This window comes from Streptococcus sanguinis SK49, from assembly GCF_000212815.1.
In the GTDB taxonomy this organism is placed as follows: domain Bacteria; phylum Bacillota; class Bacilli; order Lactobacillales; family Streptococcaceae; genus Streptococcus; species Streptococcus sanguinis_C.
This window is the reverse complement of sequence record NZ_GL890986.1, coordinates 560,228-584,097: the sequence shown is the minus strand read 5'-3', so window position 1 is coordinate 584,097 and position 23,870 is coordinate 560,228. Positions and strand designations below refer to the sequence as shown.

Below are 23,870 nucleotides of genomic sequence, written 5' to 3'. Positions count from 1 at the left end.
CAATGAAAGCCGAAATGAAAGTTAGTGAAAGAATTCATAATACTTGTTAATAACAATGAAATCAGTTGCATTTTACCTCAATTAAGTATATAATAGAAATGTTGAAAGGTGATTTGTAGCAACTCAAGTTACTCTTTTCACATAAAAATTTTTTGATTTTCATAAGGAGGAAATCACGAATGGTAGTTAAAGTTGGTATTAACGGTTTCGGTCGTATCGGTCGTCTTGCTTTCCGTCGTATCCAAAACGTAGAAGGTGTTGAAGTTACTCGCATCAACGACCTTACAGATCCAGTAATGCTTGCACATCTGTTGAAATACGACACAACTCAAGGTCGTTTCGATGGTACTGTTGAAGTTAAAGAAGGTGGATTCGAAGTTAACGGTAAATTCGTTAAAGTTTCTGCTGAACGTGACCCAGAACAAATTGACTGGGCAACTGACGGTGTAGAAATCGTTCTTGAAGCAACTGGTTTCTTTGCTAAGAAAGATGCTGCTGAAAAACACCTTAAAGGTGGTGCTAAGAAAGTTGTTATCACTGCTCCTGGTGGAAATGATGTTAAAACAATTGTATTTAACACTAACCACGACATTCTTGATGGTACTGAAACAGTTATCTCAGGTGCTTCATGTACTACAAACTGCTTGGCTCCAATGGCTAAAGCACTTCAAGACAACTTCGGTGTTGTTGAAGGTTTGATGACTACTATCCACGCTTACACTGGTGACCAAATGATCCTTGACGGACCACACCGTGGTGGTGACCTTCGTCGTGCTCGTGCTGGTGCTGCAAACATCGTTCCTAACTCAACTGGTGCTGCTAAAGCCATCGGCTTGGTTATCCCAGAATTGAACGGTAAATTGGACGGATCTGCACAACGCGTTCCAACTCCAACTGGATCAGTTACTGAATTGGTTGCTGTTCTTGAAAAGAACGTAACAGTTGATGAAGTAAATGCAGCTATGAAAGCAGCAGCTAACGAATCATACGGTTACACAGAAGATCCAATCGTATCTTCAGATATCGTAGGTATGGCTTACGGTTCATTGTTCGACGCAACTCAAACTAAAGTTCTTGATGTTGACGGCAAACAATTGGTTAAAGTTGTATCATGGTACGACAACGAAATGTCTTACACTGCACAACTTGTACGTACTCTTGAATACTTCGCAAAAATCGCTAAATAATTCAATAGTAGAAAAAAGAGGCTCATTTGAGTCTCTTTTTGTTAATTATTGGGTGATAACAAAGAGATAAGGTGTAGTAATTTTACCCCGGCTAGGTTTTAACTATCATCTGAAATAAGTGCAGTATTCTTCCTTTTTGTGAAAATTTTCTTTATATCAAGAAAACTTTTGGAAAATATGATATAATAGTTGCGTATAAAATATGAAAAGGAGTTTTTGTAACATGGCAAAACTTACTGTTAAAGACGTTGATTTAAAAGGTAAAAAAGTCCTCGTTCGTGTAGACTTTAACGTACCATTGAAAGACGGAGTGATTACAAATGACAACCGTATCACTGCTGCTCTTCCAACTATTAAATACATCATCGAGCAAGGCGGTCGCGCAATTCTCTTCTCTCACCTTGGACGTGTCAAAGAAGAAGCGGACAAAGAAGGTAAATCTCTTGCGCCAGTAGCAGCAGACTTGGCTGCTAAATTGGGTCAGGACGTTGTTTTCCCAGGTGTCACTCGTGGTGCTGAATTGGAAGCAGCTATCAATGCTCTTGAAGATGGACAAGTTCTTTTGGTTGAAAACACTCGTTTTGAAGATGTTGGCGGCAAGAAAGAATCTAAAAACGATCCAGAACTTGGTAAATACTGGGCATCTCTTGGAGATGGTATCTTCGTAAATGATGCATTCGGTACAGCTCACCGTGCACACGCATCTAACGTCGGTATCTCAGCAAATGTTGAAAAAGCTGTTGCTGGCTTCCTTCTTGAAAATGAAATTGCCTACATCCAAGAAGCAGTTGAAACTCCAGAACGTCCATTCGTAGCGATTCTTGGTGGTTCAAAAGTTTCAGACAAGATCGGAGTTATCGAAAACTTGCTTGAGAAAGCTGATAAAGTCCTTATCGGTGGTGGTATGACTTACACATTCTACAAAGCTCAAGGTATCGAAATCGGTAACTCACTTGTAGAAGAAGACAAATTGGATGTTGCAAAAGCTCTTCTTGAAAAAGCAAACGGCAAATTGGTTCTGCCAGTTGACTCAAAAGAAGCAAACGCATTTGCTGACTACACTGAAGTGAAAGACACTGAAGGTGAAGCAGTTGATCCAGGTTTCCTTGGTTTGGATATCGGTCCTAAATCTATCGCTAAATTCGACGAAGCTTTGACTGGTGCGAAAACAGTTGTATGGAATGGTCCTATGGGTGTATTTGAAAACCCAGACTTCCAAGCTGGTACAATCGGTGTTATGGATGCTATCGTGAAACAACCAGGTGTTAAATCAATCATCGGTGGTGGTGACTCAGCTGCTGCAGCTATCAACCTTGGCCGTGCAGACAAATTCTCTTGGATCTCTACTGGTGGTGGTGCTTCAATGGAACTTCTTGAAGGTAAGGTTTTACCAGGTCTTGCAGCACTTACAGAGAAATAAGATATCATATTAAGATGGCTTTTAGCCATCTTTTTATCTAATATTCTGGCCTAATTTTTTGGATAAAATGCTTTCATCTGTTCTTTAGAAAAAAAGTAGGTAAAATAGTTGCATACAGTCTGTAAAACTGCTATTATAAACTGATGTATAAAACTAATTATGCTAAAGGAAAGGGATTAAATGAACAAAAGAAAAGAAGTTTTTGGTTTTCGTAAAAGTAAAGTCGCTAAGACTTTATGTGGAGCTGTCTTAGGGGCAGCTTTGATTGCTGTTGCAGATCAGCAAGCTTTGGCTGATGAAGTTACAGAAACAAATAGTACAGCAAATGTAGCAGTCACTACAACTGGAAATCCAGCTACTAATCTGCCTGAAGCACAGGGAGAAGCGACTGAAGCAGCAAGCCAAAGTCAAGCACAGGCCGGTTCTAAAGATGGTGCTCTGCCAGTAGAAGTATCTGCTGATGATTTAAATAAAGCAGTGACTGATGCCAAAGCAGCAGGTGTCAATGTTGTACAAGATCAAACAAGCGATAAAGGGACAGCCACAACTGCCGCAGAAAATGCGCAAAAGCAAGCTGAAATTAAGAGTGACTACGCTAAACAAGCTGAAGAAATAAAGAAAACAACGGAAGCTTATAAAAAAGAAGTAGAGGCTCATCAGGCTGAAACAGATAAAATCAATGCTGAGAACAAAGCTGCTGAAGATAAGTATCAAGAAGATTTGAAAGCTCATCAAGCGGAAGTTGAAAAAATCAACACTGCTAATGCGACAGCAAAGGCAGAATATGAAGCGAAGCTAGCTCAATATCAAAAAGATTTAGCCGCTGTTCAAAAAGCTAATGAAGACAGTCAGCTTGATTATCAAAACAAGCTTTCAGCTTACCAAGCAGAATTGGCTCGTGTTCAAAAAGCAAATGCTGAAGCTAAAGAAGCTTATGAAAAAGCAGTAAAGGAAAATACTGCTAAAAATGCTGCACTCCAAGCTGAAAATGAAGCTATTAAGCAACGTAATGAAACTGCCAAAGCAAACTATGACGCAGCGATGAAGCAGTATGAAGCAGATCTTGCGGCTATTAAAAAAGCTAAGGAAGATAATGATGCTGATTACCAAGCCAAATTAGCAGCTTACCAAGCAGAGCTGGCTCGTGTTCAAAAGGCAAATGCTGATGCTAAAGCAGCCTATGAAAAGGCAGTTGAAGAAAACACAGCTAAAAATACAGCCATTCAAGCTGAAAATGAAGCCATTAAGCAACGTAATGAGACGGCTAAAGCGACTTATGAAGCAGCGTTGAAGCAATATGAAGCAGATTTGGCAGCAGTAAAGAAAGCCAACGAAGACAGTGAAGCTGACTACCAAGCTAAGCTAGCTGAATACCAGACAGAACTAGCTCGCGTTCAAAAGGCAAATGCTGATGCTAAAGCAGCATATGAGAAGGCCGTTGAAGACAATAAGGCAAAAAATGCAGCGCTCCAAGCTGAAAACGAAGAAATCAAGCAGCGGAATGCCGCAGCTAAAACTGACTATGAAGCAAAATTAGCTAAATATGAAGCTGATCTTGCCAAATATAAGAAAAAGTTGGCTGAATATCCGGCTAAGTTGAAGGCTTATGAAGATGAGCAGGCCAAAATTAAGGCAGCACTTGTAGAACTTGAAAAGAATAAAGATCAAGATGGTTACTTGTCTAAGCCATCTGCTCAGAGCTTGGTTTATGATTTAGAACCGAATGCTCAACTTGACCTCAAAACAGAAGGAAAACTTCTTACAGCAGCAGCTGTTGATGAAGCCTTTAAGAAAGACACAGACCAGTATGGTAAAAAGAATCTTCAGTTAGACAACCTGAATGTCAAGAATTTGGAAAACGGTGCTACCACTTCCTCAGTAGAATTGTATGGGAACATCAACAATAAATCTGACTGGACCACCAATGTAGGGAATAAAACTGAAGTTAAATGGGGAACTGTTCTTCTAGAACGTGGACAAAGCGTAACAGCGACTTATACCAACCTTCAAAATTCATACTACAACGGTAAAAAGATTTCGAAGATTGTTTACAAATATACTGTAGATCCTTCTTCGCAATTTAAAAATCCTAGTGGAAAAGTTTGGTTGGGAATCTTTACCGACCCTACTCTAGGAGTCTTTGCTTCAGCCTATACGGGTCAAGTAGAAAAAGACACTTCGCTTTTCATTAAAAATGAATTCACCTTCTATGATGAAAATGATCAGCCAATTAATTTTGACAACGCCCTTCTTTCTGTAGCCTCACTTAACCGTGAGCACAACTCTATTGAGATGGCCAAGGATTATAGTGGTAAGTTTGTCAAAATCTCTGGCTCATCCATCGGTGAAAAGAATGGCATGATTTATGCAACTGAGACGCTCAACTTTAGACAAGGACAGGGTGGAGCACGCTGGACAATGTATACTAGAGCGAACGAGCCAGGTTCTGGTTGGGATACCTCTGATGCGCCAAACTCTTGGTATGGTGCGGGAGCTATTAGCATGTCAGGCCCTAATAATTACGTTACTGTTGGTGCAACGTCTGCTACCAATGTGATGCCTGTAGCGGAAATGCCTAAAGTACCTGGAAGAGATAATACCGAAGGTAAAAAACCAAACATTTGGTACTCACTCAATGGTAAAATTCGTGCGGTCAACGTTCCGAAAATTACTAAGGAAAAACCAACTCCGCCGGTAGCACCAACTGAACCACAAGCTCCTACTTATGAAGAGGAAAAACCATTGGAGCCAGCACCAGTAGTGCCTACATATGAAAATGAGCCAACTCCACCAGTTAAGACTCCAGATCAACCGGAGCCGTCAAAACCGGAAGAGCCAACATATGAGACAGAGAAACCATCGGAGCCAGCACCAGTAGCACCAACATATGAAAATGAGCCAACTCCACCAGTTAAGACTCCAGATCAACCGGAGCCATCAAAACCGGAAGAGCCAACATATGAGACAGAGAAGCCATTGGAACCAGCACCAGTAGCACCAACATATGAAAATGAGCCAACTCCACCAGTTAAGACTCCAGATCAACCGGAGCCATCAAAACCGGAAGAGCCAACATATGATCCATTGCCAACTCCACCGCTAGCACCAACTCCTAAGCAGTTGCCAACTCCACCAGTAGTACCGACAGTTCATTTCCACTATAGCAGTTTATTAGCTCAGCCTCAGATTAATAAAGAAATCAAGAATGAGGATGGTGTAGATATTGACCGGACGTTGGTTGCTAAACAGTCAATTGTTAAGTTTGAATTGAAAACTGAAGCGTTGACAGCTGGACGTCCAAAAACTACTTCATTTGTATTGGTAGATCCACTACCAACTGGCTATAAGTTTGACTTAGATGCAACTAAGGCTGCAAGTACAGGCTTTGATACAACTTATGATGAAGCCAGTCATACTGTAACCTTTAAAGCGACTGATGAGACATTGGCAAGCTACAATGCTGATTTAACTAAACCTGTTGAGACTCTTCATCCAATGGTTGTTGGTCGAGTCTTGAACGATGGGGCAACTTATACTAATAACTTCACTTTGACAGTCAATGATGCTTATGGTATTAAGTCAAATGTTGTTCGTGTAACGACTCCTGGTAAACCAAATGATCCTGATAATCCAAATAACAATTATATTAAGCCAACGAAAGTAAATAAGAATAAAGAAGGTCTTAATATTGACGGAAAAGAAGTTTTAGCTGGTTCAACCAACTACTACGAATTAACATGGGATTTGGATCAATATAAGGGCGATAAATCTTCTAAGGAAGCAATCCAAAATGGTTTCTACTATGTAGATGATTATCCAGAGGAAGCTTTAGATGTTCGCCCTGATTTGGTTAAGGTTGCAGATGAAAAAGGAAATCAAGTATCAGGTGTCAGCGTTCAACAATATGACAGTCTAGAAGCTGCTCCTAAGAAAGTTCAGGACTTGTTGAAGAAAGCTAACATTACTGTTAAGGGTGCTTTCCAACTCTTCTCTGCTGATAATCCAGAAGAATTTTATAAGCAATATGTAGCAACTGGAACATCACTAGTCATTACAGATCCGATGACTGTTAAGTCTGAATTTGGTAAGACAGGTGGTAAGTATGAAAACAAGGCTTATCAAATTGATTTCGGAAATGGTTATGCAACAGAGATAGTTGTAAATAATGTTCCCAAAATTAGTCCTGAAAAAGATATTACATTGAGCCTTGATCCAACAAGTTCAGAGAACTTGGATGGCAAGGAGATAAGCTTAGGACAAAACTTTAATTACCGACTCATCGGCGGCTTAATCCCAGCTAATCATTCTGAGGATTTAACAGACTATAGCTTTGTGGATGATTACGACCAAAATGGAGATGAGTACACAGGTGCTTATAAAGCTTATGCAAAAGTAGATATTATGCTCAAAGATGGCAAGGTGATAAAGGCTGGCACAGATTTGACTGAGTATACAGCTGTGAAAGTTGAATTTGAGAAAGGCTTGATTTCTATTCGTTTCAAGAAAGAATTTTTAGAGACTGTTTCTCTAGATTCAGCTTTTCAGGCTGAAACGTATCTTCAAATGAAAAGGATTGCTGTGGGTACCTTTGAAAATACCTACATTAATACCGTTAATAATGTTTTATATGCTTCAAACACTGTCAAAACAGTTACACCTAAACCAAAAGAACCTCTTGTTCCTGAAGTGGAAGATCCAAAAACTCCTATTCCAGTGTATAAGAGAGTTCCCATCTCTATTTTGCCAGAAACAGGATCAGAAGATACGGTCTATCTGCCCTACCTAGGTTTAGCAGCCATTGTCGGTGCTTTAGGTCTAGGAAAATTGAGACGTAGAGAAGACTGATAATAGATGAGGCTAGGGAATCAATCTCTAGCCTTTTTATCTTTAAAAATACTGTTAAATTTAATGTAGCATAACTATAAATCATTTGTAACATGACAAAAACATAACTCTAAAAAAACTGACATGTAAATAAGGTATGATTTTTTTATCATCAAATTATACGGAGAAACACATTTATGAAAAAAGCATTTGCTAAAGCAACTCTTGGTTTAACTTCTACAGCTTTTTTGGCGACAATCGGCGCTCAATCTGTTCATGCAGATTCTTACGTTGTCCAGCCGGGGGACTCTTTTTTTGCCATTGCTAGTGCCAATGGAATGAATCCTTACGAACTTGCTGCCAATAATGGAAAGACAATTTTTGATACGATTAACCCAGGAGATGTGCTGCAAGTAAATGGTACAGCTTTGGCTCAGACTTACAATCCTTACAGTGCTCCAGCTTATGAAGCGACAAGTGATGCTGCCTTGGTATCTGATACAGAAGATGTTGTCTTAAATACACCGACTGACTATGGCAATTCTTACCCAATCGGCCAATGTACATGGGGTGTGAAAGAAATGGCTCCTTGGGCAAGCAACTGGTGGGGTAATGCTAATACTTGGGCAATCAATGCTGGTGCTCAGGGTTATGCAACAGGAAATGTTCCGGTAGCAGGCGCTATTGCAGTTTGGGATGGTGGCGAATACGGACATGTTGCTTATGTGACAGATGTGCAAAGCGATAGCTCAATTCAAGTTCTAGAAGCGAATTACAATCGCCAAAAGCAAATTAACAACTATCGTGGCTACTTTAATCCGAATGAATTTATGGGTGGAGTTACCTACATTTATCCAAACTAAAGATAATAAAAATGTGGCTGGGACAGATAATGTCTCAGCTTTTAAATAGTCGATAGCTCTTGATGCGGTAGCTGATAGGGCTTGTTCTTTGTGTGGGAAATCTCCTAAGCAGAAAGAGTTTTTTTGAGGCGAAATATGTTAAAATGAAGAGAGGGAGGATTTCCTGGAAGGAGACTAATGAGTTATTTCAATAAGTACAAGTTTGATAAATCGAAATTTCGTCTGGGCATGCGTACCTTTAAAACCGGTCTAGCTGTTTTCATCATCCTATTGCTCTTTGGGCTTTTTGGTTGGAAAGGCCTGCAAATTGGTGCTTTAACGGCGGTCTTCAGTCTTCGTGAGGATTTTGATCAGAGTGTCCACTTCGGGACATCGCGAATCTTGGGAAACAGCATCGGTGGTTTTTACGCTCTGCTCTTTTTCATTGCCAATAGTGTCTTTAAGGAGCAGTATTGGGTCACCCTCCTTTTGGTACCGGTCTGTACTATGCTGACAATCATGACCAATGTCGCTATGAACAACAAGGCGGGAGTCATTGGCGGAGTATCTGCTATGCTGATTATTACCCTGTCCATTCGGCCGGAAGATACCATTTTGTATGTCTTTGCCAGAATCTTTGAAACCTTCATGGGAGTCTTTGTTGCGATTCTGGTAAATTCTGATATAGATCGGCTTCGAACCATCTTTGAAAAGAAAAAATAAAATCTGTGTAAGAAAATCTGACATTATTTCTTGACATAAGATTTATTTCGTCCTATAATAGTGCGTAGAGAGGAATTTGAATGAAGGAAAAAGAGTTTCGCCGAAACATGGCAGTCTTTCCCATCGGCAGTGTTATGAAACTGACGGACCTATCTGCCCGTCAGATCCGTTATTATGAAGACCAGAATCTGATTACCCCTGCTCGGAATGAGGGCAACCGTCGGATGTATTCTTTGAATGATATGGACCGCCTTTTAGAAATTAAAGATTATATTTCGGAAGGTTATAATATCGCTGCAATTAAGAGGAAATATGCTGAGCGTGAAGCCAAGTCCCACAAGACCATTAGTGAAAAAGATGTCCGCCGTGCTTTGCATCATGACATCTTGCAGCAAGGCCGTTTTGCTTCTTCTCTGCCAACCTTTGGTCAGATGCGTCGACCATAGCTATTTTGTTTGAATTACAAGGAGAAATTTAATGTCTATTACAGCAGCTGATATCCGTCGCGAAGTAAAAGAGAAAAATGTTACCTTTATTCGTCTTATGTTCTCTGATATTTTAGGAACTATGAAGAATGTAGAAATTCCTGCCACGGATGAACAGCTTGACAAAGTCTTATCCAATAAAGCCATGTTTGATGGTTCTTCCATCGAAGGTTTTGTCCGTATCAATGAATCAGATATGTATCTCTATCCTGATCTGGATACTTGGACGGTCTTTCCTTGGGGAGATGAAAACGGCAGTGTGGCGGGTCTGATTTGCGATGTTTACACGACAGATCATGTACCGTTTCTAGGGGATCCTCGCAGTAACCTCAAGCGCGCCCTCAAGCATATGGAAGAGCTGGGCTTCAAATCCTTTAACCTCGGACCAGAGCCAGAGTTTTTCCTCTTTAAGTTGGATGAAAATGGGGATCCGACGCTGGAAGTAAATGACAAGGGCGGTTATTTTGACTTGGCGCCGACAGACTTGGCAGACAATACCCGTCGGGAAATCGTCAATGTCCTGACCAAGATGGGCTTTGAAGTAGAAGCTAGCCACCATGAGGTCGCAGTCGGCCAGCACGAGATTGACTTTAAGTATGACGAAGTGCTCCGTGCTTGTGATAAAATTCAGATTTTTAAGCTGGTTGTGAAAACTATTGCTCGTAAGCATGGTCTGTATGCAACCTTTATGGCTAAGCCTAAGTTTGGCATTGCGGGATCTGGTATGCACTGTAATATGTCTCTCTTTGATCAAGACGGAAATAATGCCTTCTTCGATCCAGAAGATCCAAAAGGTATGCAACTGTCAGAAACAGCCTACCATTTCTTGGGTGGTTTGATTAACCATGCTTATAACTACACAGCTATCATGAATCCAACGGTTAACTCATACAAACGTCTGGTTCCTGGCTATGAAGCACCAGTTTATATCGCTTGGGCAGGACGCAATCGTTCACCATTAGTGCGTGTGCCAGCTTCTCGTGGTATGGGTACTCGCTTGGAACTGCGCTCCGTTGATCCGATGGCTAATCCATATATTGCTATGGCTGTTCTCTTGGAAGTTGGACTGCACGGTGTTGAAAATAAAATCGAAGCTCCAGCCCCAATCGAAGAGAATATCTATATCATGACTCCTGAGGAGCGGAAGGAAGCAGGAATTACAGACCTGCCATCAACTCTTCACAATGCCTTGAAAGCCTTGACAGAAGACGAAGTCGTTAAAGCAGCACTTGGCGATCATATCTATACAAGCTTCTTAGAAGCTAAGCGTATCGAGTGGGCTAGCTATGCAACCTTTGTCTCTCAATGGGAAGTGGATAATTATTTAGATTTATACTAAACTTAGAGCAGGAGGATTGGCATATCCCCTGCTTTTTCGTGGAGGAGGAAAAAGATGGAAAAATTTCATGATTTTATAAAGCGGGTTTTTGATGAGCAATATGAGGCTTGTTTTAGTTCAGGTATGCTTGAAAAACTTGAACCTCAAGATTATTATCTAAGGCGGGAGGAAGATGGACGGTTAACTGCCTTGCTCCATGCCCAACAGGTGTTGGAAAACATTCATATCAAGGCTTTGGTGGTGGATAAAGAATATCAGAAAAGAGGATTGGGAGCCAGTCTGCTGGCAGAATTAGAAGAAAAGGCTACAGAAGCTGGAGTAACTAGCATTACCTTGTCCACTAAATCTTATCAGGCCAAGGATTTTTACATCAAGCAAGGCTATGAAATCTACGCCAGTCTAGCAGATGTCCCGCAAAAGGGCATTACCAAATATCATTTTATCAAGCGATTGAGCTGAGCTAGTCTCAATAGATGGAAGTCAATTTGGCTTCTGTTTTTTAATATTCATTTGCATACATTCGGTATGTATGTTAAGATAAAGTTTAAGAAAAGGAGAACAAATGATTACCAGTTTATACCCCGTTTTAATGAGCGAAGATGTCCATCAAGCGGCACAATTTTTCATTGAATATTTCCAATTTCAGGAAACCTTCCATTCAGATTGGTATATTAGTTTAAAGAATATCGAGAGTGGTTTTGAGCTTGCTTTTATTGATAGCAAGCATGGGACAGTGCCACAAGCCTACCAGTCTAAGGCGAGTGGTCTAATCATCAATATCGAAGTTGACAATGTGGATTGTCTTTATGAAGAATTGCGTCAGCAAGGAGAAATGGAGTTCCTTCTTCCCATTAAGAGTGAAGATTTTGGCCAGCGCCATTTCATTGTGGAAGCGCCTGGTTCTGTTTTGGTTGATGTCATTCAAGTCATTCCACCTAGCGCTGAGTTTGCGGCAAATTATTTGGAGAGTGAAGATGAATAAAAAACAGCAGGCTTCCTTAGAGACAAGCAAGAAAATATTAGCTATCGCCCGGAAACATTTTTCTTTAAAGGGTTTTTCAGAAACTTCCTTGGAAGAAATTGTAGATGAGTTGGGAATGACAAGAGGCGCACTTTATCATCATTTCGGGAATAAGAAAACTTTATTTACCGCCGTACTGGCACAAATTCAGTCCGAACTGGGATCTTATGTAGAAAAAAACGCCCTGGAAGCACATGATTCTTGGGAGCAGTTGGTAGAAGGCTGTGTGGCTTTTGTTCGTTTTGCGACCTTGACGGAAAATAAACGTATTCTCCTGCTTGATGGTCCCAATGTCGTTGAGTGGAAAGAGTGGCGTCGTCAGGACGAGGCTAATTCTTTCTTTCATTTGAGAGAGCAATTAGAAATTTTATCTAAAGAAGGGAAACTTATCTCTATTGATCTGGATATGGCAGCTCATATGATTTCAGGTGCCTTGAATGAGTTGTCTCTTTTTCTAGCTGAGAAAGAGGAAGAAGCAGAAGTCAGAGGAATAGTGAGAAGTCTGTTAAGAGGAATTAAAAATCATGGCAAAAAAGGTTAAAGATTATTATGATTTGGTTTATGCGGAGGACTTGAGCCGTCGCTTGCAAGAAGTCACAGATAAATTTGATGCTCAGCATTTTATGTCTCTAGTTGAAAGCGACTTAGAGGCTTTGGAATTTACTCAGCGTCAAGAGTTGCTGGCAAAGAGTATCAAGGAATGCTTGCCGCTTTCTTATGCTGATTCTCTGAAGGTTTTTGAGCAGATACTTGGTCCGGAGTTAGAGGGCGGCTTGGGTATGTTCTCAGAAGGGTACTGGTTGTGGCCGATTGGCAAATACGTAGAACTTTACGGAAGTCAGGAATTCGATCTGAGTGCCGCCTTCAGTAAGGAATTAACCAAGCGATTTACTGGAGAATTTTCCATGCGACCCTTGCTGGCTAATTATCCTAAAGCTACGATGGAGTTACTGCTAGAGTGGAGCCGAGATGAGAATATGCGCGTCCGCAGATTAGCCAGCGAGTGTATGCGTATCCGACTGCCCTGGGCTAAGAAGCAGACTGTGGTATTAGATTATTTTGATGAATTTACCGCTATTTTAAGGAATCTAAAGGATGATGCGGATAAATCAATCCAAAAAAGTGTCGCTAATAATCTGAATGATTTATATAAAGAAGATCCTGAAAAGTTTGAGAGAGTGATTGGGACTTGGCAAGAGGAAAAGCTGAGTCCGAGTTGCGCTTGGATTATCAAGCATGCTTCTCGAACAAAAAATAAAGCAGAAAATAAGCCTTGCTAAATCTAGCAAAGCTTATTTTTTAGTTGTCTTCGTCTGGTGTAAGCACCATCGGAATAATAATAGGTTCACGCTCGGTGCTTTCGTAGAGGAAAGGACGCAAGGCATTGACGATAGCGCCGCTAACAGATTGGACGCTGGCGTCTTTATTCTTGAGTGCAATGCGAATGGCGTTAAAGAGGATGCGTTGGCTTTGGCGAATGAGGTCACCTGATTCGCGCATGTAGATAAAGCCGCGGCTGAGAATATCTGGACCGGCTAAAATCATCTTGGACTCAAAATCAACCGTCGCAACAGCCAGGACAACACCGTCCTCTGACAGGTCTTTACGGTCGCGCAGGACTGCAGCTCCGATTTCACCAATGCGGTTCCCATCAACATAAATATCTTGAGCGTTGAAGCTGCCGGCAATACGAGCTGAGTCAGCTGTCAGAGCTAGCACGTCACCATTGCTCATGATGAAGATATTGTCTTTTGGTACTCCAGTATCAACGGCTAGACCTGCATGGACTTTCTGCATACGGTATTCACCATGGACTGGCATGAAATATTTAGGCTTGATCAAGCGAAGCATGAGTTTCTGCTCTTGTTGGCCACCGTGTCCAGAGGTGTGGATGTTGTTAATCTTACCGTGAATCACTTCTACACCGGCCTCAGAGATAATATTAATCAGCTTGTTAACGCTGGTCGTATTACCAGGGATAGGGCTAGATGAGAAGATGACCGTATCTCCAGGTTGCAGCTGAACCTGGCGGTGGGTTCCATTGGCAATCCGAGATAGTGCTGCCATCGGCTCACCCTGGCTTCCGGTACACATAATCAGCACTTCACCAGCTGGGTAGTCCTTGAGTTCATTTGGTTCAATGAAGGTATCTTTAGGAACCTTGATATAGCCCAGCTCAATCCCGTTGACAATAGCCTTTTCCATGGATCGGCCAAAGACCGCAATCTTACGGCCGGTCTTGACAGCAGCATCTGCTGCCTGCTGGAGCCGGAAGATGTTTGAAGCAAAGGAGGCGAAAATAATCCGTCCATGAATGCCTTCAATGATCTTCATAATAGACTGGCCGACAACTTTTTCGGAATTAGTAAAGGTCGGAACTTCAGCATTGGTCGAGTCTGATAAGAGGCAGAGAACGCCTTCCTCGCCTAGAGCAGCCATGCGGTGCAGGTCGGCCGGCTCACCGACTGGTGTAAAGTCAAACTTGAAGTCACCGGTACAGACAATCTTACCCTGCGGCGTATGGATGACAATTCCCAAAGGCTCTGGAATAGAGTGGGTTGTACGGAAGAAAGTAGCTTTCAGATGCTTGAACTGCAGTTCTGTGTTTTGATTGATTTCATAGAGCTTGGCATCGCGCAAAAGTCCATGTTCTTCTAGCTTGCCGCGAATGAGGGCCAGAGCCAGAGGACCAGCATAGATAGGAACATTGGCTTGCTTGAGCAGGAAAGGAATACCGCCGATATGGTCCTCGTGCCCGTGGGTGATGAGAACAGCTTTTACGCGGTCAATATTTTCCACGATATAAGAGTAGTCGGGAATGACATAGTCAATTCCTAGCAGGTCGTCTTCTGGGAACTTGATACCGGCATCCACGATGATGATTTCATTTTGGTATTCAATCCCGTAGGTGTTTTTACCGATTTCGCCTAACCCACCAATCGCAAAAACGCCAACTTCTTTGGGTTTTAAGGTATATGCCATGGGTTAGAACTCCGTCAATTCAAAAGTGCCTGACTCTTTTTCATATTCGAGGTGTTTGTCAGACAAGAGCTCGATAAATTCAATATTGTAAGGGGTATTTTCTTCGATGAGCTTACGAGCCTGAATGCGACCTTCCAACTCGCTGTCAGCTTGAATATCCAAATAGAGGGCGCGTGTCTTTTCACGGCGCGGGCTGCGCTCTTTTGTTTCCTGATAAAAAACTTTGTAAATCATAAGATTCCTTTCTGTGATAAGGTCTAAAAAATAAAAGAAGGCAGGCGTTAGCGCATTTCTTCACATGATAAATTAAAAATGATAAATGGAAAGTGAGCGATTGCTGTGACTTCTGATAGGGCTTACTCAAATGAAGAGGCTAAAATGCTGTTTTAGCCTTGTATCTTATGGAAAAGTAAGAGTAATGAAATTGACCTGATGTTTAATTATTATTGTAATTATACCATAGAATGAGCTTAGGAAGCAAGTCGGGACGGTGAATTTCAGAGACGGTTTTTCAGCCAAAGCGGCTTGACAAAAAGAAAAATCAAGCGATGAACATTTGGTCACTTGATTTTGAGGGCTGCTTATTTGGCGAAATAGCCGTGCTTGCGGTACCAATCTACCACGTCAGCTAAGCTTTCTTCGAGAGGGCGATGCTGTCCGCCTAGCTCGCTCTCGGTTTTGGCAAAGCTAAAATTACTTTTGAGATATTCTTCGGCCATGAGATGAGCGAGCTCATTGGTAACCAAAATTGGTTTTTTGGTGAGCCGGTGGTAGAGCTCACTTGCTTGGGCATAGATTTTGACGAAAAGAGGGGAGATCTTGCGCTTGGGGGCGGGAACGCCAGTGATTTTTTCCAGTATTTGGTACAATTCTGTCATGGTCACTTGCCGTCCAACTGCCAGATAGCGCTCCTTTGAGCGTCCGTATTTCATGGCGCGGAGATGAATATCTGCTACATCTCTAGCATCCACCATATTATAGCTAGCCTTTAAGATACCTGGAAGTTTTTGCTCTACAAAATTGATAATCAGCTGCCCACTGGAGGTCGGACCAAGGTCTCTAGGACCCAACATTACACTCGGCAAGATAAAGCAACCGAAAACATCTGAATGCTTGTCCAAGAAATCACGAACAGCCTCTTCACTCAAAATCTTGCTGCGATAGTAATCAAAAGGAGTATCTTTTGAGCGAGACATGCTTTCATCGATTAGCTGATTGGCCTCACCTTCCAGTACGACACAGGAGGAAGTATGGACTAATTGGCGGATACCAGCCTCGTAAGCAGCTTCTAGGAGGTTATTCGTGCCTATAATATTAGTGTCGTAGAGCTCCTGCCAGTGCTTGCCGCCTTTATAATTATCGCGGAAAAAAGCAGCGGTATGAAAGAGGCTGTCGCAGCCTGCTAGATAGTCACGATAGCTTTCGGGCTCTAAAATATCCCCCTTGACAATCTGGATAGGCAGGTCGGCAAATTGTTTGCGCGCTTTTTCCTCGGAGCGAACGAGAGCGGTCACTTGAATGTTTTCTTTTAGCAGAGCACGCACGAGATTATTTCCTAAAAGACCGGTCGCACCAGTCACAAAAGCGTGGGTCATTGTTCTGGCTGGTTTTTGATTTGTAGGGTTTGGGGGCATCCGTTTTTCCTCCTTTTGCAAATAGATGATATATCATCTATTTAAGATTTTATATTTTTTAACTAAAATTGTCAACAATTTACCTAATCTAGTGTAAAATAGTATAGAAGTGATTTTTGAAAGGAGAGCAGCGTGGTAGCAGAAGGAATTCGATTTGGCTATTTGTTTAGAAGTGCAGAGAGCTTAGCGACGAGAGAATATGGGAAGTTGCTAGAGCCTTTGGGAATTACGCCCAATCAAAGCGAGGTCTTGCTCGTTTTGGGCGAACATGCTCCGCTGTCTCTCAAGGGCTTGGGGGAATCCCTGATTTGTGAGGAAAAAAGCCCTAGTCGCTTGGTGCAGGCTTTGATTAAAAAAGGCTTGGTCAAGAAGGAAATTTCTAGCAAGGACAAGCGCAGTTCTCGCTTGAGCTTGACTGCTGCTGGAGCGGATTTGCTGCCCAAGATTGCTGAGCAAGAAGCGATTTTTGGAAAACACTTGGCGCAGCAAGTGCCTAATTTGGAGGCTTTTAGCCAGATTTTAGAGGAATTTTTGGTAGATAGTTTCTACGAAGACAAATTAAAACGCCGCTCACTTTGGCGGCAAGAGGAAAAATAGAGGATAAGCATGAAGATTGCAGCTTTTGATACGTCAAGTAAGGCGCTGACGCTCGCGATTTTAGAGGACGAGACCTTGCTGGCGCAGATGACTTTAAATATAAAGAAAAACCATAGCATTACCCTGATGCCGGCTATTGATTTTCTGATGAATAGTCTGGACATGAAGCCGACGGATTTGGATCGTATCGTAGTTGCTCAGGGTCCGGGCAGCTACACAGGTCTGCGAATGGCGGTGGCGACAGCCAAGACTCTGGCTCATACCCTCAAGATTGAGCTGGTCGGTGTGTCTAGTTTGCTGGCTTTAGTCCCAAAGCAGGTGGAAGGTTTGGTCATTCCTGTCATGGATGCCCGCCGCAATAATGTCTATGCTGGCTTTTATCAGTCTGGTCAGTCTGTACGGCCGGAGGCTCATCTGCCATTGGCAGAGGTTTTGGAAATAGCTGGCTTTGCTGATCAGCCAGTCACCTTTGTCGGAGAGACTGCAGTGTTTGCGGAGCAGATTGAAGCTGCTCTTCCTGGGGTATCGGTTCAGCCGACCTTACCAGACGCAGCAGCTGTTGGTCGTCTCGGTTTGGACCTGCCAGCCCAGTCTATTCATGATTTTGTTCCTAACTACCTCAAGCGGGTAGAGGCCGAGGAAAATTGGCTCAAGACCCATCAGGAATCCAGTGATTCTTACATTCAGCGCCTATGATTGAGATGAGAAAATGGAGCGCTGACTCGGATGTGGACGCGGTACCTCTCGCAGAAGAGCTGGAACAGCTCTTACTTGCAGTCTATGAGGTCAGTCCTTGGACCGCAGGCCAAGTGGAAGAGGTTCTGCGCTCGGATGTGAACAGTTGTATGCTAGCAGAAGATGGGGAACAGCTTGTCGGCTTTTTAGTCTGGCAGGAGACAGACTTTGAAGCAGAAGTCCTGCAGATTGCTGTATTGCCTAGCTATCAGGGACAGAAAATCGCGACAGCTTTGTTTGACTTTTTGCCAGCAGACAAAGAAATTTTCCTCGAAGTAAGAGAGTCCAACAAGCCAGCTCTGCTATTTTACAAAAAAGAAAAATTTGAAGAAATCGCGCGGCGGAAGGCCTACTATCATGCGCCAGTGGAAGATGCGATTGTCATGAAAAGAGAGATCCATGAAAGATAGATATATTTTAGCTTTTGAGACGTCTTGTGACGAGACCAGTGTGGCGGTTCTGAAGAATGAGACTGAGCTTTTGAGCAATGTTATTGCCAGCCAGATTGAGAGCCACAAGCGTTTTGGCGGAGTGGTACCGGAAGTGGCCAGCCGTCACCATGTGGAGGTCATTACGGTGTGCATTGAGGAGGCCTTGGCTGAAGCAGGGATTAGCGAGGAGCAAGTTACAGCGGTGGCCGTTACCTACGGTCCTGGTCTGGTTGGGGCGCTTCTGGTCGGCTTGGCAGCGGCCAAGTCTTTTGCTTGGGCTCATGATATTCCCTTGATTCCGGTCAATCACATGGCTGGACACCTGATGGCAGCCCAGAGTGTGGAGCCCTTGGAATTTCCCTTGCTGGCTCTCTTAGTCAGTGGCGGCCATACCGAGCTGGTCTATGTCAGTCAGGCTGGTGACTATAAGATTGTGGGGGAAACTCGAGATGATGCGGTCGGTGAAGCCTATGATAAGGTCGGTCGAGTCATGGGGCTGACCTATCCAGCAGGCCGAGAGATTGATCAGCTGGCTCATGAGGGACAGGATATTTATGATTTTCCGCGGGCCATGATTAAGGAAGACAATCTGGAATTTTCTTTTTCTGGTCTCAAGTCGGCCTTTATCAACCTGCACCACAATGCCCAGCAAAAAGGAGAGGCCTTGTCTAATCAAGACCTGTCAGCAAGCTTTCAGGCGGCGGTCATGGATATTCTTATGGCCAAGACTAAGAAAGCACTGGAAAAATATCCAGTTAAAACTCTGGTCGTGGCGGGCGGTGTTGCGGCCAATCAAGGGCTGAGAGAACGCTTGGCAGCTGAGATTCAGGATGTTAAGGTGATTATTCCGCCTCTTCGCCTTTGCGGTGACAATGCTGGTATGATTGCTTATGCTAGTGTCAGCGAGTGGAATAAGGAAAATTTTGCCAGTTTGGATCTCAATGCTAAGCCAAGTCTAGCTTTTGAAACCATGGAGTAAAGGAGAAGAATGCGCGGACAGACATTTAAACAAGGGGCACAAGCAGCTGTGCCAACAGCTCTGGGCTATATTGGGATTGGCCTAGCCTGCGGCATCATGGCGGCGCCTTATATGAATCCCTTGGAGATGGGGCTGATGAGTATTCTGGTTTATGCTGGCAGTGCCCAGTTTGCCATGATTGGTTTATTTGCCCAGCAGGCGCCGGTCTTGGCCATCGCACTGACTGTTTTTCTCATCAATATCCGGCATCTTCTGCTCTGTCTGCATGCATCGACCCTTTTTCGTAAGGCTAGCTTGATGCAGAATATTGTCATTGGCTCTTTTTTGACGGATGAATCTTATGGGGTCTTGATGGGAGAGCAGGTGCATACAGAAGAGATTTCGGCTAGCTGGATGATGGGTAACAATTTCATGAGTTATACTTCTTGGATTTTGGGTACTATTTTAGGAACTGCCCTCGGCGCCCTTCTGCCCAATCCTGAGAGCTTTGGCCTAGACTTTGCCCTAGTCGCCATGTTTATTGGTATTTTCTCCTCTCAATTTACAATCATGCTGCGACGGGTCAAGATAAAGAAGCTCTTTTTCGTCTTGGGTGTGGTGGGCCTTGCCTACTTGCTCCTGACCATGCTGCTTCAAAATTCACTGGCGGTGCTTTTTGCAACCTTGCTAGGCTGTATGGTGGGGGTGATCTTGGATGATAGGTAAGTATATTTTGCTGGCCATTCTTTTGTCAGCCCTGGTCACTTGGATTCCGCGGGTTTTGCCCTTTATCCTAGTCAAGTACAAGGGGCTTCCGCCCATGGTAGAGCGTTTCCTCAAATATCTGCCAGTTTCCATTATCTTTGCCCTAATCCTGTCCAGTGTCACCAATGCTAAAATAGGTCAGCTGCCGAGTTTTAAATGGCTGGATTTAATTGCCATTTTTCCGACTAGCTATGTGGCTTTTAAGTATAAGAACTTAATTGCAACTGTTGTATTTGGTGTAGTCTTGGTGGCCTTGCTGCGAGTATTTTTGTAATCTTGGGTAGAGAGGTGGAAGTTTTACTTATTTCAATTCTGGTAATGTGAAAGGGTCAAGTGGATTTACTGAAAATTCTTGACTCTTTTCTGTTTTGTGGTATAATTAACCAGTAAAGCTTTAACTGGTTAAGAGAAGGAGGGAAGGAATGACTCATTTAGCGCAGAAGATCGATCAATTTTTAAATGAAGTTATTTTGAAAGCAGAAAATCAGCATGAGATTCTGATAGGTTCTTGCACGAGTGATGTGCCTTTAACCAATACGCAGGAGCATATTTTGATGCTTTTATCTGAGGAATCTTTGACAAATTCTGATTTGGCAAAAATACTGAATGTAAGTCAAGCTGCTGTGACCAAGGCTGTGAAATCTTTGGTTCGGCAAGAGATGCTGCAAGCTTTTAAAGATAAGAGAGATGCACGGGTTACCTTTTACCGTTTGACTGAGTTAGCTCAGCCGATTGCAAAGGAACACCAGCATCATCACGCGCATACTTTGGAGATTTATCAAAAATTGGCTGAGCAGTTTTCTGCTAGTGAACAGGCGACAATTGCGAAGTTTTTGGAAGCCTTAGTGGGAGAGATCGGCAAATGAGATATATCACAGTCGATAATCTTTCCTTTTACTATGACAAGGAGCCTGTGCTGGAGCATATTCATTATTTTCTAGACAGTGGGGAGTTTGTAACTTTGACGGGGGAAAATGGAGCTGCTAAGACGACACTTATCAAGGCTAGTTTGGGTATTTTGCAACCTAAGTATGGGGAAGTGAAGATTTCCAAGACTAATGTGCAAGGCAAGAAACTGCGGATTGCATATCTACCTCAGCAGATTGCTAGTTTTAATGCAGGTTTCCCTAGTACGGTATATGAGTTTGTCAAGTCGGGACGTTATCCGCATAAGGGTTGGTTTCGTCGTTTGAATGAGCATGATGAAGAGCATATCAAGGCTAGTCTGGAGTCAGTTGGAATGTGGGAACATCGGGATAAGAGGATTGGTTCTCTCTCTGGTGGGCAAAAGCAGAGAGCTGTGATTGCTCGGATGTTTGCTTCGGATCCGGATATTTTTGTCCTAGATGAGCCGACAACAGGAATGGATGCAGGCAGCAAGGATGAATTTTACAAGCTCATGCACCATAGTGCTCACAAGCATGGAAAAGCTGTCTTGATGATTACACACGATCCGGAAGAAGTTCGTAAATATGCTGACCGCAACATTCACCTGGTCCGTAATCAGGACTCACCTTGGCGCTGTTTCAATGTGCATGAAAGCGACAATGGACAGGAGGTGAGCCATGCTTAATCTATTTTCCTATGATTTTATGCAGCGGGCCTTCTTGGCAGTTATTGCCATGAGCCTCTTCTCACCGATTTTGGGGACTTTCCTGATTTTACGTCGGCAGAGCCTTATGAGTGACACGCTCAGTCACGTTTCATTGGCAGGTGTAGCTTTTGGTTTGGTTCTTGGACTATCGCCCACTCTCACAACGGTGCTTGTCGTCATTGTCGCAGCAGTCTTTTTAGAGTATCTACGAACTATCTATAAGAATTTTATGGAAATCGGGACAGCCATTCTCATGTCAACCGGCTTAGCTATTTCCTTGATTGTTATGAGTAAGGGTAAGAGTTCTAGCTCAATGAGTCTGGATCAGTATCTGTTTGGCTCCATTGTGACTATCAGTATGGAACAGGTGATTTCTCTCTTTGTTATTGCTGCTGTGGTGCTTGTCTTGACCTTCCTCTTCATTCGCCCCATGTACATCTTGACCTTTGATGAGGATACGGCCTTTGTGGATGGGTTGCCGGTGCGGACCATGTCTATTCTCTTCAATATCGTGACGGGTGTTGCGATTGCCCTCATGATTCCAGCTGCGGGAGCCTTGCTGGTTTCGACCATCATGGTCTTGCCGGCCAGTATTGCCTTGCGGATTGGGAAAAATTTCAAGTCGGTTATTTTGCTGGCAAATGCCATCGGCTTTTTTGGTATGATTGCCGGACTTTATATTTCTTACTATGCAGAGACGCCAGCTAGTGCTAGCATTACGATTATTTTCGTCAGCTTGTTCTTGCTGGTCAATCTGGTCAAAAAATTTATGAAATAGGAGCAGAAAATGAAAAAAATTAGCTTACTATTAGCAGGCTTACTGAGTATTTTCTTAGTAGCTTGTTCCAATCAAAAAAATGCAGATGGCAAGCTCAATATTGTCACGACTTTTTATCCTGTTTATGAGTTTACCAAGCAAGTGGCTGGAGATGAGGCCAATGTTGAACTTCTAATCGGGGCTGGTACAGAGCCGCATGATTATGAACCTTCAGCTAAGGCAGTTGCGACGATTCAGGATGCAGATGCCTTTGTCTATGAAAATGAAAACATGGAGACTTGGGTTCCAGATTTGCTAAAAACCTTGAAAAATAAGGAAGAAACGGTTATCAAGGCGACAGGAGATATGCTCTTGCTGCCTGGTGGTGAAGAGGAAGAAGACCACGACCATGGTGAAGAGGGGCATCATCATGCCTATGATCCCCATGTTTGGTTATCTCCGAAGCGGGCTATTAAAATGGTGGAGCACATTCGTGATAGCTTGAGCAAGTCTTATCCTGACAAGAAAGCGGCTTTTGAGAAAAATGCAGCGGCTTATATCAAGAAGCTAGAAGCCTTGGATAAAGAATATGAAGATGGGTTGGCCAACGCCAAGCAAAAGAGCTTTGTAACTCAGCACGCAGCCTTTAACTATCTAGCATTGGACTATGGCTTGAAGCAGGTACCAATTTCTGGACTTTCACCAGACAGTGAGCCATCCGCTTCCCGCTTGGCTGAATTGACCGAGTATATTAAGAAAAATAAAATCAAGTATATCTACTTCGAAGAAAATGCTTCCCAGGCTTTGGCTTCTACATTAGCTAAGGAAACAGGAGTAGAACTTGATGTCCTGAATCCGCTGGAAAGCTTGACTGAAGAGCAGACCAAGGACGGAGCAGACTATGTTTCTATCATGCAGGACAATCTAAAGACTCTCAAGAAGACAACTGACCAAGAGGGAGCGGAGATTGCAGCCGAGAAAGAAGAAGACGATAAGACAGTCCAAAACGGCTACTTTGAAGACAGTGCCGTCAAGGATCGTACTTTGTCGGACTATGCTGGCGAGTGGCAGTCTGTTTACCCTTATCTGAAAGACGGTACCCTGGATCAAGTCTTTGACTACAAGGCTAAGCTGACTGGGAAAATGACGGCAGCTGAATACAAGGACTACTATGACAAGGGCTACAAAACAGATGTTTCCAATATCAATATCACAGACAAGACTATGGAATTTGTGGTAGATGGAAAATCCAAGAAATATACTTATAAATACGTTGGTAAGCACACTCTGACTTACTCTAAGGGAAATCGTGGAGTTCGCTTTATGTTTGAAGCGACAGACGAGGATGCTGGGGAGTACAAGTATGTTCAGTTTAGCGACCATAACATTGCACCGACCAAGGCAGCTCATTTCCACATCTTCTATGGTGGCGAGAGCCAGGAAGCACTCTTTGACGAGCTGGAAAACTGGCCAACCTACTATCCAAGTAAATTGACCGGTCAAGAAATTGCCCAAGAGATGTTGGCGCATTAATATAAATAAAGTAAGAAGACGGGACTATCCCGCCTTCTTTTTT

At 43.0% G+C, this 23,870-nt stretch carries 24 protein-coding genes; 21 read left to right on the top strand and 3 right to left on the bottom strand.

Features of this window, described 5'->3' with window-relative positions; translation table 11 throughout:
- Positions 1 to 179 precede the first annotated feature (179 nt).
- The 11 genes from gap to HMPREF9380_RS00555 all read left to right on the top strand — a co-directional run bounded on the left by gap (position 180) and on the right by HMPREF9380_RS00555 (position 13,121).
- A complete protein-coding gene (gene gap / locus HMPREF9380_RS00505; protein ID WP_002899102.1) occupies positions 180 to 1,187 on the top strand; it encodes a type I glyceraldehyde-3-phosphate dehydrogenase in 1,008 nt (335 codons plus the stop codon).
- Between the two features lie 223 nt (positions 1,188 to 1,410).
- On the top strand, positions 1,411 to 2,607 hold the full coding sequence (locus tag HMPREF9380_RS00510; protein WP_004193816.1) for a phosphoglycerate kinase: 1,197 nt from the start codon (positions 1,411 to 1,413) through the stop codon (positions 2,605 to 2,607).
- A gap of 180 nt (positions 2,608 to 2,787) precedes the next feature.
- A complete protein-coding gene (locus tag HMPREF9380_RS00515; RefSeq protein WP_004193814.1) occupies positions 2,788 to 7,452 on the top strand; it encodes an antigen I/II family LPXTG-anchored adhesin in 4,665 nt (1,554 codons plus the stop codon).
- A gap of 176 nt (positions 7,453 to 7,628) precedes the next feature.
- Positions 7,629 to 8,294, top strand: a complete 666-nt coding sequence (locus tag HMPREF9380_RS00520) for a COG3942 and LysM peptidoglycan-binding domain-containing protein (RefSeq protein WP_004193812.1) — start codon at positions 7,629 to 7,631, stop codon at positions 8,292 to 8,294.
- Positions 8,295 to 8,471: 177 nt separating this feature from the next.
- On the top strand, positions 8,472 to 8,996 hold the full coding sequence (locus HMPREF9380_RS00525) for an FUSC family protein (protein WP_004193811.1): 525 nt from the start codon (positions 8,472 to 8,474) through the stop codon (positions 8,994 to 8,996).
- A gap of 80 nt (positions 8,997 to 9,076) precedes the next feature.
- Positions 9,077 to 9,442 carry a MerR family transcriptional regulator gene (locus tag HMPREF9380_RS00530; protein WP_002898467.1) on the top strand — a complete coding sequence of 122 codons (366 nt, stop codon included), beginning with the start codon at positions 9,077 to 9,079 and terminating at the stop codon, positions 9,440 to 9,442.
- 31 nt (positions 9,443 to 9,473) lie between these two features.
- Complete coding sequence (glnA, locus tag HMPREF9380_RS00535; RefSeq protein WP_004193809.1) at positions 9,474 to 10,820, top strand: type I glutamate--ammonia ligase; 1,347 nt, start codon at positions 9,474 to 9,476, stop codon at positions 10,818 to 10,820.
- A gap of 54 nt (positions 10,821 to 10,874) precedes the next feature.
- On the top strand, positions 10,875 to 11,279 hold the full coding sequence (locus HMPREF9380_RS00540; RefSeq protein WP_004193807.1) for a GNAT family N-acetyltransferase: 405 nt from the start codon (positions 10,875 to 10,877) through the stop codon (positions 11,277 to 11,279).
- Positions 11,280 to 11,382: 103 nt separating this feature from the next.
- Positions 11,383 to 11,802, top strand: a complete 420-nt coding sequence (locus HMPREF9380_RS00545) for a VOC family protein (protein ID WP_002919763.1) — start codon at positions 11,383 to 11,385, stop codon at positions 11,800 to 11,802.
- Positions 11,795 to 12,382, top strand: coding sequence for a TetR/AcrR family transcriptional regulator (locus HMPREF9380_RS00550; protein ID WP_004193805.1), 588 nt, complete (start codon positions 11,795 to 11,797; stop codon positions 12,380 to 12,382). Before HMPREF9380_RS00545 ends, HMPREF9380_RS00550 begins: the two co-directional genes overlap by 8 nt.
- On the top strand, positions 12,366 to 13,121 hold the full coding sequence (locus tag HMPREF9380_RS00555; protein ID WP_004193803.1) for a DNA alkylation repair protein: 756 nt from the start codon (positions 12,366 to 12,368) through the stop codon (positions 13,119 to 13,121). The genes HMPREF9380_RS00550 and HMPREF9380_RS00555 overlap by 17 nt, the downstream gene beginning before the upstream one ends.
- 19 nt (positions 13,122 to 13,140) lie before the next feature.
- Here the strand turns inward: HMPREF9380_RS00555 and rnjA are convergent, their stop codons facing one another.
- From rnjA to HMPREF9380_RS00570, 3 genes are all read right to left on the bottom strand, one after another.
- Positions 13,141 to 14,823, bottom strand: coding sequence for a ribonuclease J1 (rnjA, locus tag HMPREF9380_RS00560; RefSeq protein ID WP_002898451.1), 1,683 nt, complete (start codon positions 14,821 to 14,823; stop codon positions 13,141 to 13,143).
- A 3-nt stretch (positions 14,824 to 14,826) separates the two neighbouring features.
- Entirely contained in the window at positions 14,827 to 15,057 is a 231-nt protein-coding gene (locus HMPREF9380_RS00565; RefSeq protein ID WP_002896634.1) for a DNA-dependent RNA polymerase subunit epsilon, read from the bottom strand.
- Positions 15,058 to 15,404: 347 nt separating this feature from the next.
- On the bottom strand, positions 15,405 to 16,457 hold the full coding sequence (locus tag HMPREF9380_RS00570; protein WP_032907785.1) for an SDR family oxidoreductase: 1,053 nt from the start codon (positions 16,455 to 16,457) through the stop codon (positions 15,405 to 15,407).
- 132 nt (positions 16,458 to 16,589) lie between these two features.
- Between HMPREF9380_RS00570 and HMPREF9380_RS00575 the strand changes: the two genes are divergently transcribed.
- From HMPREF9380_RS00575 to HMPREF9380_RS00620, 10 genes are all read left to right on the top strand, one after another.
- Positions 16,590 to 17,054 (top strand): MarR family winged helix-turn-helix transcriptional regulator, encoded by a 465-nt coding sequence (locus HMPREF9380_RS00575; RefSeq protein WP_000225125.1) that lies wholly within the window; start codon positions 16,590 to 16,592, stop codon positions 17,052 to 17,054.
- 9 nt (positions 17,055 to 17,063) lie between these two features.
- Positions 17,064 to 17,750 carry a tRNA (adenosine(37)-N6)-threonylcarbamoyltransferase complex dimerization subunit type 1 TsaB gene (tsaB, locus tag HMPREF9380_RS00580; protein ID WP_004193795.1) on the top strand — a complete coding sequence of 229 codons (687 nt, stop codon included), beginning with the start codon at positions 17,064 to 17,066 and terminating at the stop codon, positions 17,748 to 17,750.
- Positions 17,747 to 18,199: a ribosomal protein S18-alanine N-acetyltransferase gene (gene rimI / locus HMPREF9380_RS00585; RefSeq protein WP_004193793.1), complete on the top strand. Its 453-nt coding sequence runs from the start codon at positions 17,747 to 17,749 to the stop codon at positions 18,197 to 18,199. The genes tsaB and rimI overlap by 4 nt, the downstream gene beginning before the upstream one ends.
- The gene (gene tsaD, locus HMPREF9380_RS00590) at positions 18,189 to 19,199 is read left to right on the top strand and encodes a tRNA (adenosine(37)-N6)-threonylcarbamoyltransferase complex transferase subunit TsaD (protein ID WP_004193792.1); all 1,011 of its coding nucleotides are present in this window, start codon (positions 18,189 to 18,191) and stop codon (positions 19,197 to 19,199) included. Before rimI ends, tsaD begins: the two co-directional genes overlap by 11 nt.
- 9 nt (positions 19,200 to 19,208) lie before the next feature.
- Entirely contained in the window at positions 19,209 to 19,904 is a 696-nt protein-coding gene (locus HMPREF9380_RS00595) for an AzlC family ABC transporter permease (protein WP_004193790.1), read from the top strand.
- On the top strand, positions 19,894 to 20,217 hold the full coding sequence (locus tag HMPREF9380_RS00600; protein ID WP_004193788.1) for an AzlD domain-containing protein: 324 nt from the start codon (positions 19,894 to 19,896) through the stop codon (positions 20,215 to 20,217). Before HMPREF9380_RS00595 ends, HMPREF9380_RS00600 begins: the two co-directional genes overlap by 11 nt.
- 148 nt (positions 20,218 to 20,365) lie before the next feature.
- Positions 20,366 to 20,809 carry a zinc-dependent MarR family transcriptional regulator gene (locus HMPREF9380_RS00605; protein WP_004193787.1) on the top strand — a complete coding sequence of 148 codons (444 nt, stop codon included), beginning with the start codon at positions 20,366 to 20,368 and terminating at the stop codon, positions 20,807 to 20,809.
- Entirely contained in the window at positions 20,806 to 21,516 is a 711-nt protein-coding gene (locus tag HMPREF9380_RS00610; protein WP_004193785.1) for a metal ABC transporter ATP-binding protein, read from the top strand. The genes HMPREF9380_RS00605 and HMPREF9380_RS00610 overlap by 4 nt, the downstream gene beginning before the upstream one ends.
- Complete coding sequence (locus HMPREF9380_RS00615) at positions 21,509 to 22,315, top strand: metal ABC transporter permease (RefSeq protein WP_004193783.1); 807 nt, start codon at positions 21,509 to 21,511, stop codon at positions 22,313 to 22,315. The genes HMPREF9380_RS00610 and HMPREF9380_RS00615 overlap by 8 nt, the downstream gene beginning before the upstream one ends.
- A gap of 9 nt (positions 22,316 to 22,324) precedes the next feature.
- Complete coding sequence (locus HMPREF9380_RS00620) at positions 22,325 to 23,827, top strand: zinc ABC transporter substrate-binding protein AdcA (protein WP_004193781.1); 1,503 nt, start codon at positions 22,325 to 22,327, stop codon at positions 23,825 to 23,827.
- The last annotated feature ends 43 nt before the right edge of the window (positions 23,828 to 23,870 follow it).

Bases quoted from the DNA above. Each gene is read 5' to 3' on its own strand.
- HMPREF9380_RS00570 (WP_032907785.1), bottom strand. From the start codon at position 16,457: ATGCCCCCAAACCCTACAAATCAAAAACCAGCCAGAACAATGACCCAC.
- HMPREF9380_RS00600 (WP_004193788.1), top strand. From the start codon at position 19,894: ATGATAGGTAAGTATATTTTGCTGGCCATTCTTTTGTCAGCCCTGGTC.
- HMPREF9380_RS00550 (WP_004193805.1), top strand. From the start codon at position 11,795: ATGAATAAAAAACAGCAGGCTTCCTTAGAGACAAGCAAGAAAATATTA.
- glnA (WP_004193809.1), top strand. From the start codon at position 9,474: ATGTCTATTACAGCAGCTGATATCCGTCGCGAAGTAAAAGAGAAAAAT.
- HMPREF9380_RS00610 (WP_004193785.1), top strand. From the start codon at position 20,806: ATGAGATATATCACAGTCGATAATCTTTCCTTTTACTATGACAAGGAG.
- HMPREF9380_RS00620 (WP_004193781.1), top strand. From the start codon at position 22,325: ATGAAAAAAATTAGCTTACTATTAGCAGGCTTACTGAGTATTTTCTTA.
- HMPREF9380_RS00530 (WP_002898467.1), top strand. From the start codon at position 9,077: ATGAAGGAAAAAGAGTTTCGCCGAAACATGGCAGTCTTTCCCATCGGC.
- gap (WP_002899102.1), top strand. From the start codon at position 180: ATGGTAGTTAAAGTTGGTATTAACGGTTTCGGTCGTATCGGTCGTCTT.
- rnjA (WP_002898451.1), bottom strand. From the start codon at position 14,823: ATGGCATATACCTTAAAACCCAAAGAAGTTGGCGTTTTTGCGATTGGT.
- HMPREF9380_RS00545 (WP_002919763.1), top strand. From the start codon at position 11,383: ATGATTACCAGTTTATACCCCGTTTTAATGAGCGAAGATGTCCATCAA.
- tsaD (WP_004193792.1), top strand. From the start codon at position 18,189: ATGAAAGATAGATATATTTTAGCTTTTGAGACGTCTTGTGACGAGACC.
- HMPREF9380_RS00520 (WP_004193812.1), top strand. From the start codon at position 7,629: ATGAAAAAAGCATTTGCTAAAGCAACTCTTGGTTTAACTTCTACAGCT.
- HMPREF9380_RS00615 (WP_004193783.1), top strand. From the start codon at position 21,509: ATGCTTAATCTATTTTCCTATGATTTTATGCAGCGGGCCTTCTTGGCA.
- HMPREF9380_RS00595 (WP_004193790.1), top strand. From the start codon at position 19,209: ATGCGCGGACAGACATTTAAACAAGGGGCACAAGCAGCTGTGCCAACA.
- rimI (WP_004193793.1), top strand. From the start codon at position 17,747: ATGATTGAGATGAGAAAATGGAGCGCTGACTCGGATGTGGACGCGGTA.
- HMPREF9380_RS00515 (WP_004193814.1), top strand. From the start codon at position 2,788: ATGAACAAAAGAAAAGAAGTTTTTGGTTTTCGTAAAAGTAAAGTCGCT.
- HMPREF9380_RS00540 (WP_004193807.1), top strand. From the start codon at position 10,875: ATGGAAAAATTTCATGATTTTATAAAGCGGGTTTTTGATGAGCAATAT.
- tsaB (WP_004193795.1), top strand. From the start codon at position 17,064: ATGAAGATTGCAGCTTTTGATACGTCAAGTAAGGCGCTGACGCTCGCG.
- HMPREF9380_RS00555 (WP_004193803.1), top strand. From the start codon at position 12,366: ATGGCAAAAAAGGTTAAAGATTATTATGATTTGGTTTATGCGGAGGAC.
- HMPREF9380_RS00525 (WP_004193811.1), top strand. From the start codon at position 8,472: ATGAGTTATTTCAATAAGTACAAGTTTGATAAATCGAAATTTCGTCTG.
- HMPREF9380_RS00510 (WP_004193816.1), top strand. From the start codon at position 1,411: ATGGCAAAACTTACTGTTAAAGACGTTGATTTAAAAGGTAAAAAAGTC.
- HMPREF9380_RS00605 (WP_004193787.1), top strand. From the start codon at position 20,366: ATGACTCATTTAGCGCAGAAGATCGATCAATTTTTAAATGAAGTTATT.
- HMPREF9380_RS00565 (WP_002896634.1), bottom strand. From the start codon at position 15,057: ATGATTTACAAAGTTTTTTATCAGGAAACAAAAGAGCGCAGCCCGCGC.